Consider the following 13,775-nt stretch of genomic DNA (forward strand, 5'->3'; position numbering starts at 1 on the left):
GGCAGGGACGTCAGGGGCGGTCGAACCGAGCGGTCCGGACGGGCGCGGGCCGGGACGAGGGTGGTCGGGCGGATCGAGCAGGCGACCAGGCGGGGCCGTGTCGGGCGGGCGGGGATGGGAGAGCGGGCGGAACGGGCGGGGTTGGCGGGCGAGTGGGGTGAGGGAGGTGGGGTCAGGGGAGCAGGAGGGCGATGCCGACTGTCGTGCCGATCAGTACGACCAGGGCGCGTAGTACCGGTGCGGGCACTCGGCGGCCGAGGAGTGCGCCCAGTCGGCCGCCCGCCACCGAGCCGAGGGCGAGCAGCAGCACCGGTGTCCAGGCCACGTCCGCGGTGATCGCGAACAGCACCGCCGCCACCAGGTTCACCAGAGCCTGAAGCAGGTTCTTCAGCCCGTTGAGCAGGTTCAGGTCCTCGTCGAGCACGGTGGCGAGCAGCGCGAGCAAAAGCACACCCTGGGCGGCGCCGAAGTAGCCGCCGTACACGCTGACCGCGAACACCGCCGCGAGCAGCGCCGGGCCGACGCCGGTGCCGCGCTCGGGACCCGCGTGCCGCTCGCGACGCGCGCGAAGCCGGCGCGAGAGCCACGGTTGCGCGGCCATCAGCAGCGCCGCGAGGAGCACCAGGACCGGCACCACCGCGCGGAACGCACCCGGTGGCAGACCGAGCAGGAGCAGACCGCCGCTCGCGCCGCCGAGCACGGCGGCGATCGACAGCGGGAACAACCGGGCGGACTGCGCGGCCAGTTCGAACCGATACCCGAGCGCGCCGCTGATCGAGCCGGGGGTGAGTCCGATCGTGTTGGACACGTTGGCCACCACCGGCGGGTAGCCCAGCGCAAGCAGCACGGGGAAGGTCAGCAACGAGCCGGAACCCACCACGGTGTTGACCGTGCCCGCGCCGAGGCCCGCCACGAGCACGAGCAGGGCCTCGGCGGGGCTCATGCCGAACTGCCGGGCAGCAGCGTGACCTTGCCGAACGCGGCGCCGCTCGCCAACCGGCGGTGTGCCTGGGCGGCATCCGCGAGCGGGTAGGTCGTATCCGGGACCGGGACCAGGGCGCGACCGAAGCAGAAGTCGACCATCGTGGCGAAGTCCACCGCCCCGCAGGAGCCGGCGCCCAGCAGCGTGACCCCGGTGTGGAAGGCGTGCGGCAGGTCGAAGGTCGCCGCGGTGCCCGTGGTGTCGCCGCAGAAGACCAGCCGGCCGCGCGGGCGCAGCGCGTGCAGCGACGCCTGGAACAGCGCCGGGCCGACGTGGTCGAACACCAGGTCGACGCCGGCCCCGTCGGTCGCGGCCCGGGCACCGGTGACCAAATCCGAGGTGCCGGTGTCGATCAGCACGTCGGCGCCCAGTTCGGCCATCCGGTCCAATTTGGCCCGCGAGCCGGAGGTGACCACCACGCGCGCGCCCAGCGCCCGGGCCAGTTGCACCGCCGCGATGCTGATCCCGCTGCCCGCGCCGTGCACCATCAGCGTCTCGCCGGCCCGCAGGCCGCCGCGCACCACCAGGCCCTGCCAGGCCATGCCGTACGCGGTGGGCAGGCTCGCCGCGGCGACGTGGTCCAGCCCGGCCGGGATCGGGTGGGTGCGGTCGGCGGGTACCACCATCAACTCGGCATAGCCGCCGGGCCGGTTGCCGCCGACCACGCGCAACCCCGCACACCACGCGTCGTCGCCCGACCGGCAGGCGGCGCACCGCCCGCAGTGCAGTGCCGGATTCACCAACACCCGATCGCCGACCCGGGGTTCGCGCACCCCCGCGCCGAGGGCGAGCACGTCGCCGGCGACGTCCATGCCGGGCACGTGCGGGAGGGTGAAGTTCGGCAGCAGGCCGGGGCCGCGCCGCTGCAACAGGTCGAGCCGGTTCACCGCGACGGCGCGCACCGCGATCAGCACCTCGCCGGGGCCCGGTTCGGGATCGGGCAGGGACACCGGTTCCAGGATCTCGGGGCCGCCGTGGCCCCGGTGCAGGACGGCCCTCACACGATCCCCCGCACGAACGGTGCGCCGAGTGCGGCCGGTTGACGATGCGTCTTGGCCAGGAACATCATCGCGAGCAGCGCCAACAGGTAGGGCGCGGCGATCAGCAGTTGCGAGTTCAGGTGTACGCCCAGCGCGGGCAGCGCCAGGCGCATCGCGTCGGCCGCGCCGAACACCAGGCAGCCGGCCATCGTGCCGCGCAGCTTCCAGCCGCCGAAGATCACCGCGGCGATCACCACGAAGCCGCGGCCGGCGGTCATGTTCTGGTTGAACGCGCCGACTTCGCCGACCGCGAGGTAGGCGCCGCCGAATCCGGCAAGCACGCCGCACAGGAGCACGCTCTGCCGGCGCCGGCGGCGTACGTCGATCCCGGTCACGTCGGCCGACTGGGGGTTCTCCCCGGCGGCGCGCAGTTCCAGGCCGAACCGGCTGCGCTGGACCAGCCACCACACCAGCGGGATCACCCCGACCAGCAGGTAGGCGGGCCAGCGGTGGGCGAACAGCGCCGGGCCGAGCAGCGGCAGGTCGGACAGGACCGGGATGTTCAGCGCGTCGACCTGGTGTCCGGTCAGGTCGACCGAGTCGAGCAGGAAGCTGGTCAGGCCGAGCACGAGCGCGTTCAGGGCCAGCCCGACCACGTAGGTGTTGACCGACAGACGGTGGCTGAACTCGGCGTGCACGAACGCGATGACCAGTCCGGCGAGCATGCCGAAGACCAGGCCGAAGGACGCGGATCCGGTCAACGAGGCGCCCCACACGGCGTTGAACGCGCCGCCGAGCATCATCGCCTCGACCGAGATGTTGATCGTGCCGGCCCGTTCGGCGATGTACTCGCCGCAGGCCGCGAAGGCCAGCGGCACGGTGAGTCGGACCGAACTGGCCAGGACCATCGCAAGGTCGTCGATCATGTCAACCTCCTGGTCTCAGGCGCCTGCGGTGCGCCGGCGGCGCACCTCGGCGTAGGCGGCGGGAAAGACCGTGGCCAGCACCAGGAGCGCGGTGACCACGGCGACGATGTAGCGCGGTACGCCGGTCGCGGACAGGAATCCGCCGCCCGCGCGCAGCGCCCCGAAGAACAGCGCGACGGGCACGGCCAACATCGGCTTGTCCCGGGCCACCAGCGCCACCAGCAGGCCGTCGAAGCCGACGTTGTCGGCGAAGCCGTCCTGCATGCGGTGACCGCTGCCGGTGAGCATCACGCCGCCCGCGAGGCCGGCGAAGGCGCCGGAGGCGAGCAGCGCGCCGCCGCCGATCAGCACCGCGCCGACGCCCGCCCGGTGTGCGGCCTTGGGGTTGAGTCCGAGCATCCGCACCCGGAAGCCGAGTCGACTGCGCACCAGCACCACCGAGGTGCCCACGGCGAGCACGAGCGCGATGAAGATGCCCGCGCCCACGTTGAAGTCGGGGTACTCGCCGATCCGAGGCAGCCAGACCGACTCGGCCAGCATGTCGGTCTGCGAGGTGGTGACCTGGCCGGCCACCGCATTCTCGCGCAGCAGCGACGGCGAGTTGACCGCGTACGAGACGGCCTGGTTGGCGACGAAGATCAGGAGCAGGGTGCTGATCACCACCGCGACGCCGCGCCAGTAGAAGAGCAGCGCCGCGATGGCCGCCCACAGGGCGCCGCCGACGGCGGCGCCGAGCAGGGCCAGGATCAGGACCAGTGGGCCGGGGCCCGGGGTGAACAAGGCGATCGCCGCGCCCACGCTCGCGCCGACCAGGAGTTGGCCCTCCTGACCGATGTTGAAGATGCCCGCACGGGCCGCGATCACCGAGCCGATCGCGACCAGGAGCAGCGGTGCGGCCTGGTCGATGCTCTGCCCGATGGCCGCGCCGTCGGCCAGGCTGCCGTCGTACATCGCGCTCGCGGCGTCCCAGGGGGATTTGCCGACCAGCGCGATGAGCAGGCCGGCCAGGACGAGCGCGGTGGACAGCGACGCCGCATACCGCAGCGCGGTACCCAGGTCGGCGAGCCGGGGTCGGCGGCGCGGGCCGGCCGGCGATGCGGCGACGGCCGGTGCGCGCTCGGATATCAGGGTCGGGGTCATGCCGCCTGGCCTCCCATCAGCAGGCCCAGTCGCTCGGTATCGACGTCGGCGCGGTCCATCTCGCCTACGACGGCGCCTCGGTGGATGACCGCGACGCGGTGCGAGAGGGTGAGGATCTCGCCCAGTTCGGTGGACAGGAGCAGGACCGCGATGCCGGATCGGGCCGCGGCGTGCAACCGCTCGGTCATGTACTCGATCGCACCGATGTCCAATCCCCGGGTCGGCTGGGCGGCCACCAACACCTGAGGCTGGGCCGCCAGTTCGCGAGCCAGCACGACCTTTTGCTGGTTGCCGCCGGACAGTTGCCGCATCGGAGTGTCCGGCGAGGGAGTGGCGATCTCGAATTCCTCGATCAACTGCCGGGCCCGGGCCGCCATCCGGCGCCGGCTGAGCAGTCCTTTGCTGGTCACCGAGGACAGGTCCGCGAGGACCAGGTTCTCCGCGACGCTCATGTCCAGGACGCAACCGGACACGTGTCGGTCCTCGGGCACGATGCCGACTCCGGCGGCGTGCATCGCGCCGGGCCGACCGGTGGCCACCGGCGCGCCGCACACCTCCACCCGGCCGGCGCTGAGCGGGAGCAGGCTGGAGAGTAGATCGCCCAGCGCCGCTTGGCCGTTGCCCTCGACGCCGGCGAGACCCAGGATCTCGCCGGCGCGCACCTCCAGGGTCAGTCCGCGCAGCAGCGGACGCCGGTCGGTGGTGCTCGCGTGCGCGTCGCTGATCCGCAGCCGTACCTCGCCGGCCGGCGGCCTGGGATCCGGGGCGGGTGCGGCGGCCGGTTCGCGTACGTCCAGCAGGGCGGTGCCGCCGGTCGGCTCACCGGTGCCGGGTTCGATCAGCGCGTCCAGCGCGCCGACCGCCGACGCGGCGGTCCACTTGGACAGTTCGCGGCCGACCATCTCCCGGGCCAGCGAGCGTACATCGGTGTCGGCGGTGGCCCGCCGGGCCACCACGCGCCCCTGGCGCATGATGGTGACCCGGTCGGTGGCGTGCACGATCTCGTCCAGCTTGTGGCTGATCAGGATCACCGCCTTGCCCTCATCGGCGACCACCCGGCGCAGCACGGTGAACAGTTCGCGCGACTCCTCCAGGGTGAGCACCGAGGTCGGCTCGTCGAGGATGAGTACGCCGGGGTCCCGGCGCAGGCACTTGACGATCTCGACGCGTTGGCGCTGGCCGGTGGACAGGTCCTCGACGCAGGCGTCGGGGTCCACCTCCAGGCCGTAGCGTTCGCCGACTTCGCGAACCAGTGCCCGGGCCCGGTCCCGGTCCACCCGGCCCCGGTCGCCGAGCACCACGTTCTCCCACACGCTGAGCCGGTCCACCAGGCTGAAGTGCTGGTGCACCATGGAGATTCCGTGTGCCGCGGCGGCCGACGGGTCGGTGATCGTGGCGGGTTCGCCGCGCAGCAGGATTCGCCCGGTGTCCGGGACGACCAGGCCGAGCAGGATCTTCATCAGGGTGCTCTTGCCCGCGCCGTTCTCGCCGAGCAGGCCGTGGATCTCGCCGGCCTGCACCCGCAGCGAGACGTCCTCGCAGGCACGCACCGCGCCGAACCGCTTGCCGATGCCGAGCAGTTGCACGACGGGGACGGAGAGGACGGACGGGGCTGCCGGGTGGTCGTCGCCGGCCCGGGGTCGCGGGGCGGGTGTGGTCACGGCGGTGTCACTTGCCTGCGGCGACGGCCTCATCGACCTTCACCTTCCCGCTGCCGATGTCCTGGATCAGTGCCTTGAGCTGCTGCTCCTGGTCGCCGGTGGGCTTGCAGAGCTTGACCGTGGGCACCGGGTCCTTGCCCAGGTGCCATTCGCGGGCCACGCCCATCCGCAGGGTGCCCTTCTTGAAGTCCTCCAGGGCGCCGGCGAAGTAGGCACCGGGGCTGAAGATCACCGAGACCGCGTACTGCGCGCCGGGCGTCGAGCAGCGGTCGGTGCCGGGGGTGAGCGCCGGCACGCCCTTCTCGTTGGCGAGTTGGGTGACCACGTCGGTGGCGCCGCCGAGGTAGGGGTAGATCACCTTGACGCCCTGGCTGATCTGCGCCTGGGCGGCCTCCTTGGCCTTGCCGGAGTCGTTGAAGTCGCCGGTGTAGGTCTGCACCATCTCGGCGTCCGGGACGACCTTCTTGATGCCGGCCTCGAAGGCCTTGGCCACGTCCCGGGCGAACTGCAGGTCGGGGCCGGTGATGTAGCCGGCCTTCTTGCCGCCGTTCTCCTTGAGGATCAGGCCGGCCGCGTAACCGGCCACGTACAGCGACTCGTTGATGTAGTCGAGGGACTGGGTGAACTCGGGGGTCTGGGTCACGCCTTGGCCGCCGCTGATGTACCAGGCGATGCCCTTGCACTGCGGTTCCTTGGCCGCGCTGAGCGCGTCCTTGAGCTCGCTGGCGCCGATCGCGATCATGTCGACCTTCTGCCGACACAGGTTGCGGGCCTGCTGGACCGCGTTGGCCGGGTTGATCTTGTCGACCACGACGAGCTTCCACCCGTTGGCGTCGGCATAGCCGTTCGCCTCGTCGACGAAGCTCTGGTAGTAACCCTTGTCCTTGGTGTCGCCGGGGCTCATCACCCCGATGACGACCTTCTTGTCCTTGTTGACGTCGGGCTCGTTGGCGGGGAGGGTGCCGGCGCCGGGCGCACCGGCCGAGGCGGGCGCCCCGGCGGAGGTGGAAGAGGAGGAGGAGCCACCGCCACAGGCGGTGACCAGCAGTCCCGGTATGATGACCGAGGTTGCGATGACTCGAACCATGTTCTTCATCGGAAGGTCTCCAGACGAATCAGGGCGCTTTGGTTCGACACGGACCGACGGGTGCGCGGCAACCCGGGTGAGCACGGTGGGCGTGCCGGATTCGGGGGTGAGGTGTCGCGGCCGGGGTGGATGTCGGTCCGGCGGAGGGACCCGTTCCGGTTGCGCGGGGGATTCCGGCCCGGAAGCGGGTGGGGGTCGGTGCGCGGCGCCTGCGGCGCGCGCGACCGTCCGACAGTGGTGTGGTGGTGCGGAGTTGCCGAGCTGCGATCCGGCGGCGATACCGGGTCGCGGTGGTGCGGTGGGTCAGCCGTTGCGGTATTCGTCGCGCGGCGGGGTGAAGATGTCCAGGATCCAGGTCTCGCCGTGCTCGGGGTCGCCGATGAACAGGCTGTCCCCGTGGTCGCAGCCCTTGGGCGCCCAGTAGACGTCGCCCGGGCCCAGCACCTGCCGCTCGTCAGAGTCGATGCGGAAGTCCAGCTTGCCCTTGAGCACCATGCCGTACTGCTCGTGCTCGGGATGGTCGTCGTAGGGGGTGGGTCCGCAGCCCTCGCGGATCCGCCACAGGGTCAACATCATCTCGTCACCGGTGTAGACCCGGCGCCGGAATCCCGGCTTGACCTCGACGAACTCGCTGTCGTCGAAGGCCCACACGCGTTGTACGTCGCTCATGTCACGGCCGTCCTCTCCGGTTGATTCGCGCAATGGTTCCTCGGGCGGGCCGGCCTTCGTGCCCGCTAGAACATCCGGGCGGTCATCTGCCGCTCCACCTCGCCGAGATGGTCGGCGGCGGCGTGCGCGGCGGCGTCGGGGATGCCGGCCGCGACCGCCTCGGCGATGCCCCGATGCGAGCGGCAGGACTCGGCGATCACTTGGCGGACCGCCTCGGCGTTGCCCTCCGCGTCGAGGAGCGAGGCGAAGTCGCCGGACGCGAATACCGCGTCGAGCACCTTCGCGTACAGCTCGCGCAGTGTGGTGTTGCCACACGCGCGGGCCAGCGCCGCGTGGAAACGGCGGTCCTGGCGGCGGAACGCCTCCAGGCTCATCTGTGGGTCGAAGCCGGCCGCGAGTTCGCCGATCTCGGCCCGCTCGTCGGGGGCGGCGCGGATGGCGGCGAGGCGGGCGATGGCCACCTCGGTGACCTGGCGTACCTCGAACAGTTCCGAGACGCGCAGCTTGCGGCCGTCGTCCGCGTCGAAGGACACCCCGGGCAGTCGCTCGGCGACATAGAACCGGTTGCCGCGCTTGACCAGGCAACCGAGCGAGACGAGTCCCTGGATCGCCTCGCGCACCGAGGTGCGGGCCACCCCGAACTGCTCACACAGGGTACGTTCCGGGGGAAGTTGCGCGCCCGGGCGCAGTTCGCCCTCACGCACGCTCGCCAGGAGTGCGTCGCGGACCTCCTCGGAGATCGTGCGGCGCGCGACCTTGGCGAACCGGACCCGGTCCCCCGGTGCCCGCAGGGGCACTACGCGCCCGCCAGGGACGCGAAGCGCTCGCGTTCCGCGTCCAGGTCCAGCGGGCGGATGATCGCCTCGTGCTCCTCGTCGCCCCAATGCGCGTGCGGGACCAGCCACATCACCTCGAACTCGAGGCCGTCGGGGTCCTTGGCGTACAGGCTCTTGTTCGCGCCGTGGTCGCTCGCGCCGATCAACGCGCCCGCGGCCGACAGGCGTTCACGGGCCTCGGCCAGCGCGTCGAGGGTGGGCACCTCCCACGCGACGTGATACATGCCCACCGTGCGCCGGCCGGCCTGCGAGTCGCCCGCCCCGGCGCCGATCGTGAAGAAGGCGATGTCGTGGTGGTTCTCCGACGCGGGCGCCCGCATGAAGACGTAACTGCCGGGCGGGCCGTCGATGACGGTGATGAAATCCAGCACCTCGTTGTAGAACCGGGCGGTCCGGTGTGCGTCGCGCACGTACAGCACCGCGTGGTTCATCCCGGTAACGGCCACGATCGGGCCTCCTCAGGGTGTGGGTCAGGCTGTTGGTCTGACAATCAGAAGGTATGAAGCTCGGTCAGGTGTGGTCATTGGTCCCCCAGCACAACCCCACGCTTCACCCGCTGTGCACCTGGACGTTCACCGCCTTGGTACGGGTGTACGCGTCCACGCCGGTTTTCGCGAACCCACTGGCTCGGCGCGGCTCGCCGCGCCCGCCGTTCATGTCCGGCGCGAAATGGCAGTTCACGTTGACCTCACCGCAGTCCAGCGCGTCCGAGAAACGGAACGCCCGCTCGATGTCGCGGGTGAACACCGTGCCGTTGAGGCCGTACCGGGTTCCGTTCGCCAACGCGAGCGCCTCGGCCTCGTCGCGGAAGGGCATCGCGGCCAGCACCGGCCCGAACACCTCCTGCTGCTCCACCTCGCAGCCGTGCCGCACCCGGCCCAGCACGGTGGGCGCGACATAGGTCGGCAGGAGGCCGTCCGGCAGGCCCGGTTTGCCGACCGCGGAGGCGTCCCCCGCGTCCAGTGCCCGGCTCACGAAGCCGCGGACCCGGTCCGCGTGCCGCTCGTTGATCAAGGGCCCGATGAAGGTGTCCGGATGCAGCGCGTCGCCCACCGGCAGCGTGGCCGCCGCGGCCGCGACCGCCTCCACCACCTGGTCGTACACCGACTCCTCGACCAGCAACCGACTGCCCGCGACGCACACCTCGCCCATGTTCACGAACGCGGCCATCATCGCCCAGCCCACCGCCTGGTCCAGGTCGGCGTCGGCGAACACCACGACCGGCGACTTGCCACCCAGTTCCAGATGCACCGGGGTCAGGTTGCGCGCGGCGGCGGCCAGCACGTGTCGACCGGTCTCGGTGCCGCCGGTCAGGCTGATCAGGTCGAACCGCTTGTCGGTGATCAGCCGCTCGCCGACCGTCGAGCCCGGGCCCAGCACGATGTTCAACACCCCCGCCGGCAGCCCGGCGGCGGTCAGGATCCGGCCCAGCTCGACCAGTGTCACCACCGCGTCCACCGGCGGCTTGGCCACGATCGAGCAGCCGGCCGCGAGCGCCGAGGCGATCCGCTGGCTGCCCGTCATCAGCGGCCCGTTCCACGGCAACAACTCGGCCACCACGCCGGCCGGCTCGCGCAGCCGCAGGGTCAGCAGATCCGGACCGCCGCCGGGCAGCAGATCCGGCGGGAAGGACGAGCGCCGCACGTCGCCGTGCGTGGTGCGACAGATCGCCGCGGCGTAGGAGAAGGCGTTGGCCGCCTCGTACACGTCGTTCGTCAGCGCCCCGGAGATCGCCTTCCCGGTGTCCATCGCCTCCAGCGCGGCCAGCCGGCCGGCGTCCGCGCGGATCGCCGCGGCCGCCGCCTCCAGCACCTCGGCCTTGCGCGGACCCGGCATGCGCTGCCACACCCTGCCGTCGAAGCTGGTCCGCGCGGCGGAGACGGCCGCCTCGACCTCGGCGTCGCTCGCCGACAGGTAGGAGGCGGGTTGCCCACCGGTCGAGGGATCGAACACCGGTCGCCGCTCGCCGTCGAAGGACTCGCGCCCGTCGATCAGCTGCGGATACGGGTCCGGGCGCAGCCACTCGGCGCGGATGCGCGGCTCGCTGCTGGTGGTGTCGGACATGCGGCAACTCCCTGGACGCGGCGGACGGGCCTTCGAGCCGTGCGCGCCGTGTCGGGCGCCGCAACCTGGTAAGCCTCGCCCGACACGGCACCGGTTCAGGTTTGCCCTCGTCGCCCTGTGCTCGCATTGTGTCCCCGGCATGTACTGGGCCCACTTGATTGTGCTCCCGGCCACGATGCCTGCGGACGATGCCGGGCCTAGTGTCCCCAGACATGGTGAGTTCGCAGGTGAGAGCAACGTGAGCGGCGCCGGGCCGACGCGGCCCGACCTGTTGGTCGTGGGCGGTGACGTGGTCACCATGAACGCGCGCCGCGAGGTGCTGCTGGGCGGCACGGTCGCCGTCGCGGGCGAGCGCATCCTCGCCGTCGGCGCCACCGGCGAGCTGCGGGCCCGCTGGCCGGGCACCCCCGAGTGGGACGCGAGCGACTGCGTCGTCACGCCGGGCATGGTCAACGCGCATCTGCACCAGACCGGCGATCCGCTGGCCCGCGCCCGAATACCGGACGACCTGCCGCCGGGCGCCTCCGTCGACACCTGGGCGGTGCCGCTGCACGCGGCGCACCGACCCGACGACGACGAACTGTCCGCGCTGCTCGCCGGCGTGGAGAGCGTGCGCAACGGCGTCACCACGATCATCGAGGCCGGCACCGTGGCCCACCCGCACCGGGTGGCCGCCGCGATGAGCGAGGTCGGCGTACGCGGCGGCATCGGCGCGTGGGGCTGGGACGTGCCCGGCGCACCGTTCGCCGCACCGGCCGCCGAGGTGTTGGACCGGCTCGCCGAACTGGTCGCCGCCTACCCGGCCGGCGGGTCGGTCGAGGGCTGGGTCACCCTGGTCGGGCACGGCCTGGCCTCGGACGAACTGCTGTCCGGCGCGGCCGACCTGGCCCGCGCCACCGGCGCGCGGATGACGATGCACCTGTCCCCCTCGGGCGCCGACCCCGACGACTACCTGCGCCGCACCGGGCGCCGACCCGTGCTGCACCTGGCCGAGTTGGGAGTGCTGGGCCCGCACCTGTTGCTGGCGCACGCGGTGTGGCTCGACGACGCCGAGGTCGAGGCGTTGTTGGCGGACCGTACCGCGGTCGCCTACTGCCCGTGGGCGTATCTGCGGTTGGGCCAGGGCGTGACACAGGCCGGGCGGCACGCCGCGTTGTCGCGTCGCGGCGGCCGGCTCGCGCTGGGCACCGACGCGGGCAACGCCGCCGACTCGGCCGATCTGCTGCGCACCGCGGCGCTCGCGGTGGGCCTGGCCAAGGACATGGCGATCGACCCCACCGGTCCCGGCGCCGCCGAGGCACTGGAGTGGGCCACCATCGGCGGCGCCGAGGCGGTCGGTATGGCCGATCGCATCGGCTCGCTCGAACCCGGCAAGTACGCCGATCTGGTGGTGCACGACGCCACCGGCCCGCAGTGGACCCCGCGCGGCGACATCGCCCAACAGCTGGTGTGGTCCTCGGACGGCCGCTCGGTGCGCGACGTGCTGATCGGCGGCCGGGTCGTGGTCCGCGACCACACGTGCGTGACCGTCGACGAGCGGGCCCTGCGTACCCTCGCCGCCCGCGCCTCGACCGCCCTGCTCGCCCGGGCCGGCGTACCGCTGCGCTCGCGCTGGCCGACGCTGCCCGCGTACTGAGACGCATACCGACTCGCACACCGCCGACATCGCCGACCGCCGAGTCCCGTATTCCACAGTTTCCGCCAACCGAGGAGCCCCACATGCGAGTTGCCGTAGTCACCGCCCCCGAACAGGTCGATCTGCGTGAGGAGCCGGTCCCCGAGGTCGGGCCGGAGGACGTGCTCGTGCGGGTCGGCCGCACCGGCCTGTGCACCATGGAGCGCCGGCTCTACCTGGGCACCAAGCCGATCTACCCGGTCGCCCCCGGCCACGAGGTCGCCGGTGAGGTGGTCGCGGTCGGCAGCGCCGTCGTCGGGCTGCCCGGGGTCGCGGCCGTCGGCGACACGGTCACCGTCGACCTGCTCACCCGCTGCGGCACCTGCACCTCGTGTCGGCGCGGGCGCAGCGCGCTGTGCAAACGACCGCAGGGCGGCGCGTTGGCCGACGGCACCATCTCGATGGGCGCCGGCTTCGCCGAGTTCGTCAAGGTCAAGGCGTTGCAGGCGTTCCGCACCGGCGACGCGCCGATCGCGCACGCCGCGATGGGCGAGCCGCTGGCGTGCGTCGCGCACTCGGCCCGGCTCGGCGGGCTGCGGGCCGGCGACCGGGTCGCGGTGATCGGCGCCGGCTACATGGGCCGCCTGCACCTGGCCCTGGCCCGGTTCAAGGGCGCCGAGTCGGTCGGCCTGATCGACATCAGCGACGAGCGGCTCGCCGAGGCCCGCGCGGCAGGCGCCGACTGGACGAGCACCCCGGAGGAGGCCGCCGGCACCGGCGGGAAACAGGACGTCGTCTTCGTCACCGCCGGCGCCCCCGGCGCCCTGGAGACCGCACTGTCGCTGTGTGACGACGGCGGCACCGTGGTGCTGTTCGGCGCCTTCCCCAAGGACGTCCTGGCCGGTGTCGGGCCGGACCACGTGCACCACCACGAGTTGAGCATCGTCGGCGTCTACAGCCAGGAACCGCAGGACTGGACCGAGGCCGCCGCGATCATCGCCTCCGGGCGCCTCGCCGCGGATCTGCACGCGCTGGTCACCGCGACCTACCCGCTCGGTGAGGTCGACGCCGCCTTCCGGCTGGCGGCGAAGTCGCCGGTCTATCGCGTCCTCGTGGGCGGCTGAGCGTGCCCGGCTCGCCCGCGGTCGTCGTCGGCGTCGACGTGGGAAGCAACTCGGTACGCGCCCTCGCGCTCGACCCGGCCGGCGCCGTCCTGGGCGCGACCACCGCCGGTTACCCCGGTGCGGCGACCTGGGAACCCGGCCACGCCGACCCGTACGCCTGGTTCGCCGCCACCGCGCAGGCGCTCGCGGAACTGCGCGCGCTGGTGCCCGGTGCGGCCCGTCCCGCCGCACTGTGCCTGGGCGGCCAGAGCCCCACCACCGTGCCCGACGCGGTGCCCCGACCCGGCACCGCCGCGGCGCTGACCTGCCGGCATCCGGCGGGCGCGACCGGGTCGCCGGTGCAACAGCATCACGCGCAGTACGCCGCGCTGCGCGCCGCCCACGGGCCCGACGTGCGGGCGTGGCAGCTCTACGACTGGCTGGCCGCGCGGTTCGGCGCGGAGCGGGCGCAGGCGCGCTGGCCCGGTGATCCGCCGCTGACCGGCTACGGGCCGATCGTGGCGACCGGGTCGGTGGTGGGCGCGGTCGGCACCGGGCACGACGTCGCGGCGGGCACCCCGCTGGTGGCCGGCGCCCAGGACGCGTACCTGGCGTTCTGGGCGGGTGGCCTGGACCGTCCCGGCCGGGCGATGGACCCCGGCGGGCGGACCGGCGGCCTGGCCGTGGCGGTGCCCGCGGGCTCGCCGGCCGC

12 protein-coding genes and 1 pseudogene are annotated in these 13,775 nt (G+C 72.7%); 3 read left to right on the top strand and 10 right to left on the bottom strand.

Annotated elements, in window-relative coordinates; all coding sequences use genetic code 11:
- Nucleotides 1–172: 172 nt before the first annotated feature.
- From ABZS54_RS26290 to ABZS54_RS26335, 10 genes are all read right to left on the bottom strand, one after another.
- Nucleotides 173–943, bottom strand: a complete 771-nt coding sequence (locus ABZS54_RS26290) for a sulfite exporter TauE/SafE family protein (protein WP_355540894.1) — start codon at nt 941–943, stop codon at nt 173–175.
- On the bottom strand, nt 940–1,983 hold the full coding sequence (locus ABZS54_RS26295; RefSeq protein ID WP_355540897.1) for a zinc-binding dehydrogenase: 1,044 nt from the start codon (nt 1,981–1,983) through the stop codon (nt 940–942). The genes ABZS54_RS26290 and ABZS54_RS26295 overlap by 4 nt, the downstream gene beginning before the upstream one ends.
- Nucleotides 1,980–2,888: an ABC transporter permease gene (locus ABZS54_RS26300; protein ID WP_355540900.1), complete on the bottom strand. Its 909-nt coding sequence runs from the start codon at nt 2,886–2,888 to the stop codon at nt 1,980–1,982. The genes ABZS54_RS26295 and ABZS54_RS26300 overlap by 4 nt, the downstream gene beginning before the upstream one ends.
- A gap of 15 nt (nt 2,889–2,903) precedes the next feature.
- Nucleotides 2,904–4,028, bottom strand: coding sequence for an ABC transporter permease (locus ABZS54_RS26305; protein ID WP_355540903.1), 1,125 nt, complete (start codon nt 4,026–4,028; stop codon nt 2,904–2,906).
- Nucleotides 4,025–5,722: an ABC transporter ATP-binding protein gene (locus ABZS54_RS26310; protein WP_355540906.1), complete on the bottom strand. Its 1,698-nt coding sequence runs from the start codon at nt 5,720–5,722 to the stop codon at nt 4,025–4,027. The genes ABZS54_RS26305 and ABZS54_RS26310 overlap by 4 nt, the downstream gene beginning before the upstream one ends.
- Nucleotides 5,697–6,776 carry a BMP family ABC transporter substrate-binding protein gene (locus tag ABZS54_RS26315; RefSeq protein ID WP_355540909.1) on the bottom strand — a complete coding sequence of 360 codons (1,080 nt, stop codon included), beginning with the start codon at nt 6,774–6,776 and terminating at the stop codon, nt 5,697–5,699. Before ABZS54_RS26315 ends, ABZS54_RS26310 begins: the two co-directional genes overlap by 26 nt.
- Before the next feature lie 303 nt (nt 6,777–7,079).
- Nucleotides 7,080–7,445: a cupin domain-containing protein gene (locus ABZS54_RS26320; protein WP_355540912.1), complete on the bottom strand. Its 366-nt coding sequence runs from the start codon at nt 7,443–7,445 to the stop codon at nt 7,080–7,082.
- A 65-nt stretch (nt 7,446–7,510) separates the two neighbouring features.
- On the bottom strand, nt 7,511–8,242 hold the full coding sequence (locus ABZS54_RS26325; protein WP_355540915.1) for an FCD domain-containing protein: 732 nt from the start codon (nt 8,240–8,242) through the stop codon (nt 7,511–7,513).
- Nucleotides 8,242–8,727, bottom strand: a complete 486-nt coding sequence (locus tag ABZS54_RS26330) for a VOC family protein (protein WP_355540918.1) — start codon at nt 8,725–8,727, stop codon at nt 8,242–8,244. The genes ABZS54_RS26325 and ABZS54_RS26330 overlap by 1 nt, the downstream gene beginning before the upstream one ends.
- A gap of 103 nt (nt 8,728–8,830) precedes the next feature.
- Nucleotides 8,831–10,345 (bottom strand): aldehyde dehydrogenase family protein, encoded by a 1,515-nt coding sequence (locus tag ABZS54_RS26335; protein ID WP_355540921.1) that lies wholly within the window; start codon nt 10,343–10,345, stop codon nt 8,831–8,833.
- A gap of 238 nt (nt 10,346–10,583) precedes the next feature.
- Between ABZS54_RS26335 and ABZS54_RS26340 the strand changes: the two genes are divergently transcribed.
- The 3 genes and pseudogenes from ABZS54_RS26340 to ABZS54_RS26350 form a co-directional block, all read left to right on the top strand.
- The gene (locus ABZS54_RS26340; RefSeq protein ID WP_355540924.1) at nt 10,584–11,981 is read left to right on the top strand and encodes an amidohydrolase family protein; all 1,398 of its coding nucleotides are present in this window, start codon (nt 10,584–10,586) and stop codon (nt 11,979–11,981) included.
- Between the two features lie 83 nt (nt 11,982–12,064).
- Complete coding sequence (locus ABZS54_RS26345; protein ID WP_355540927.1) at nt 12,065–13,084, top strand: alcohol dehydrogenase catalytic domain-containing protein; 1,020 nt, start codon at nt 12,065–12,067, stop codon at nt 13,082–13,084.
- Between the two features lie 2 nt (nt 13,085–13,086).
- A pseudogene (locus ABZS54_RS26350) lies at nt 13,087–13,775 on the top strand (hypothetical protein); the annotation flags it as partial.

Source organism: Embleya sp. NPDC005575 (assembly GCF_040605455.1).
GTDB lineage: Bacteria > Actinomycetota > Actinomycetes > Streptomycetales > Streptomycetaceae > Embleya.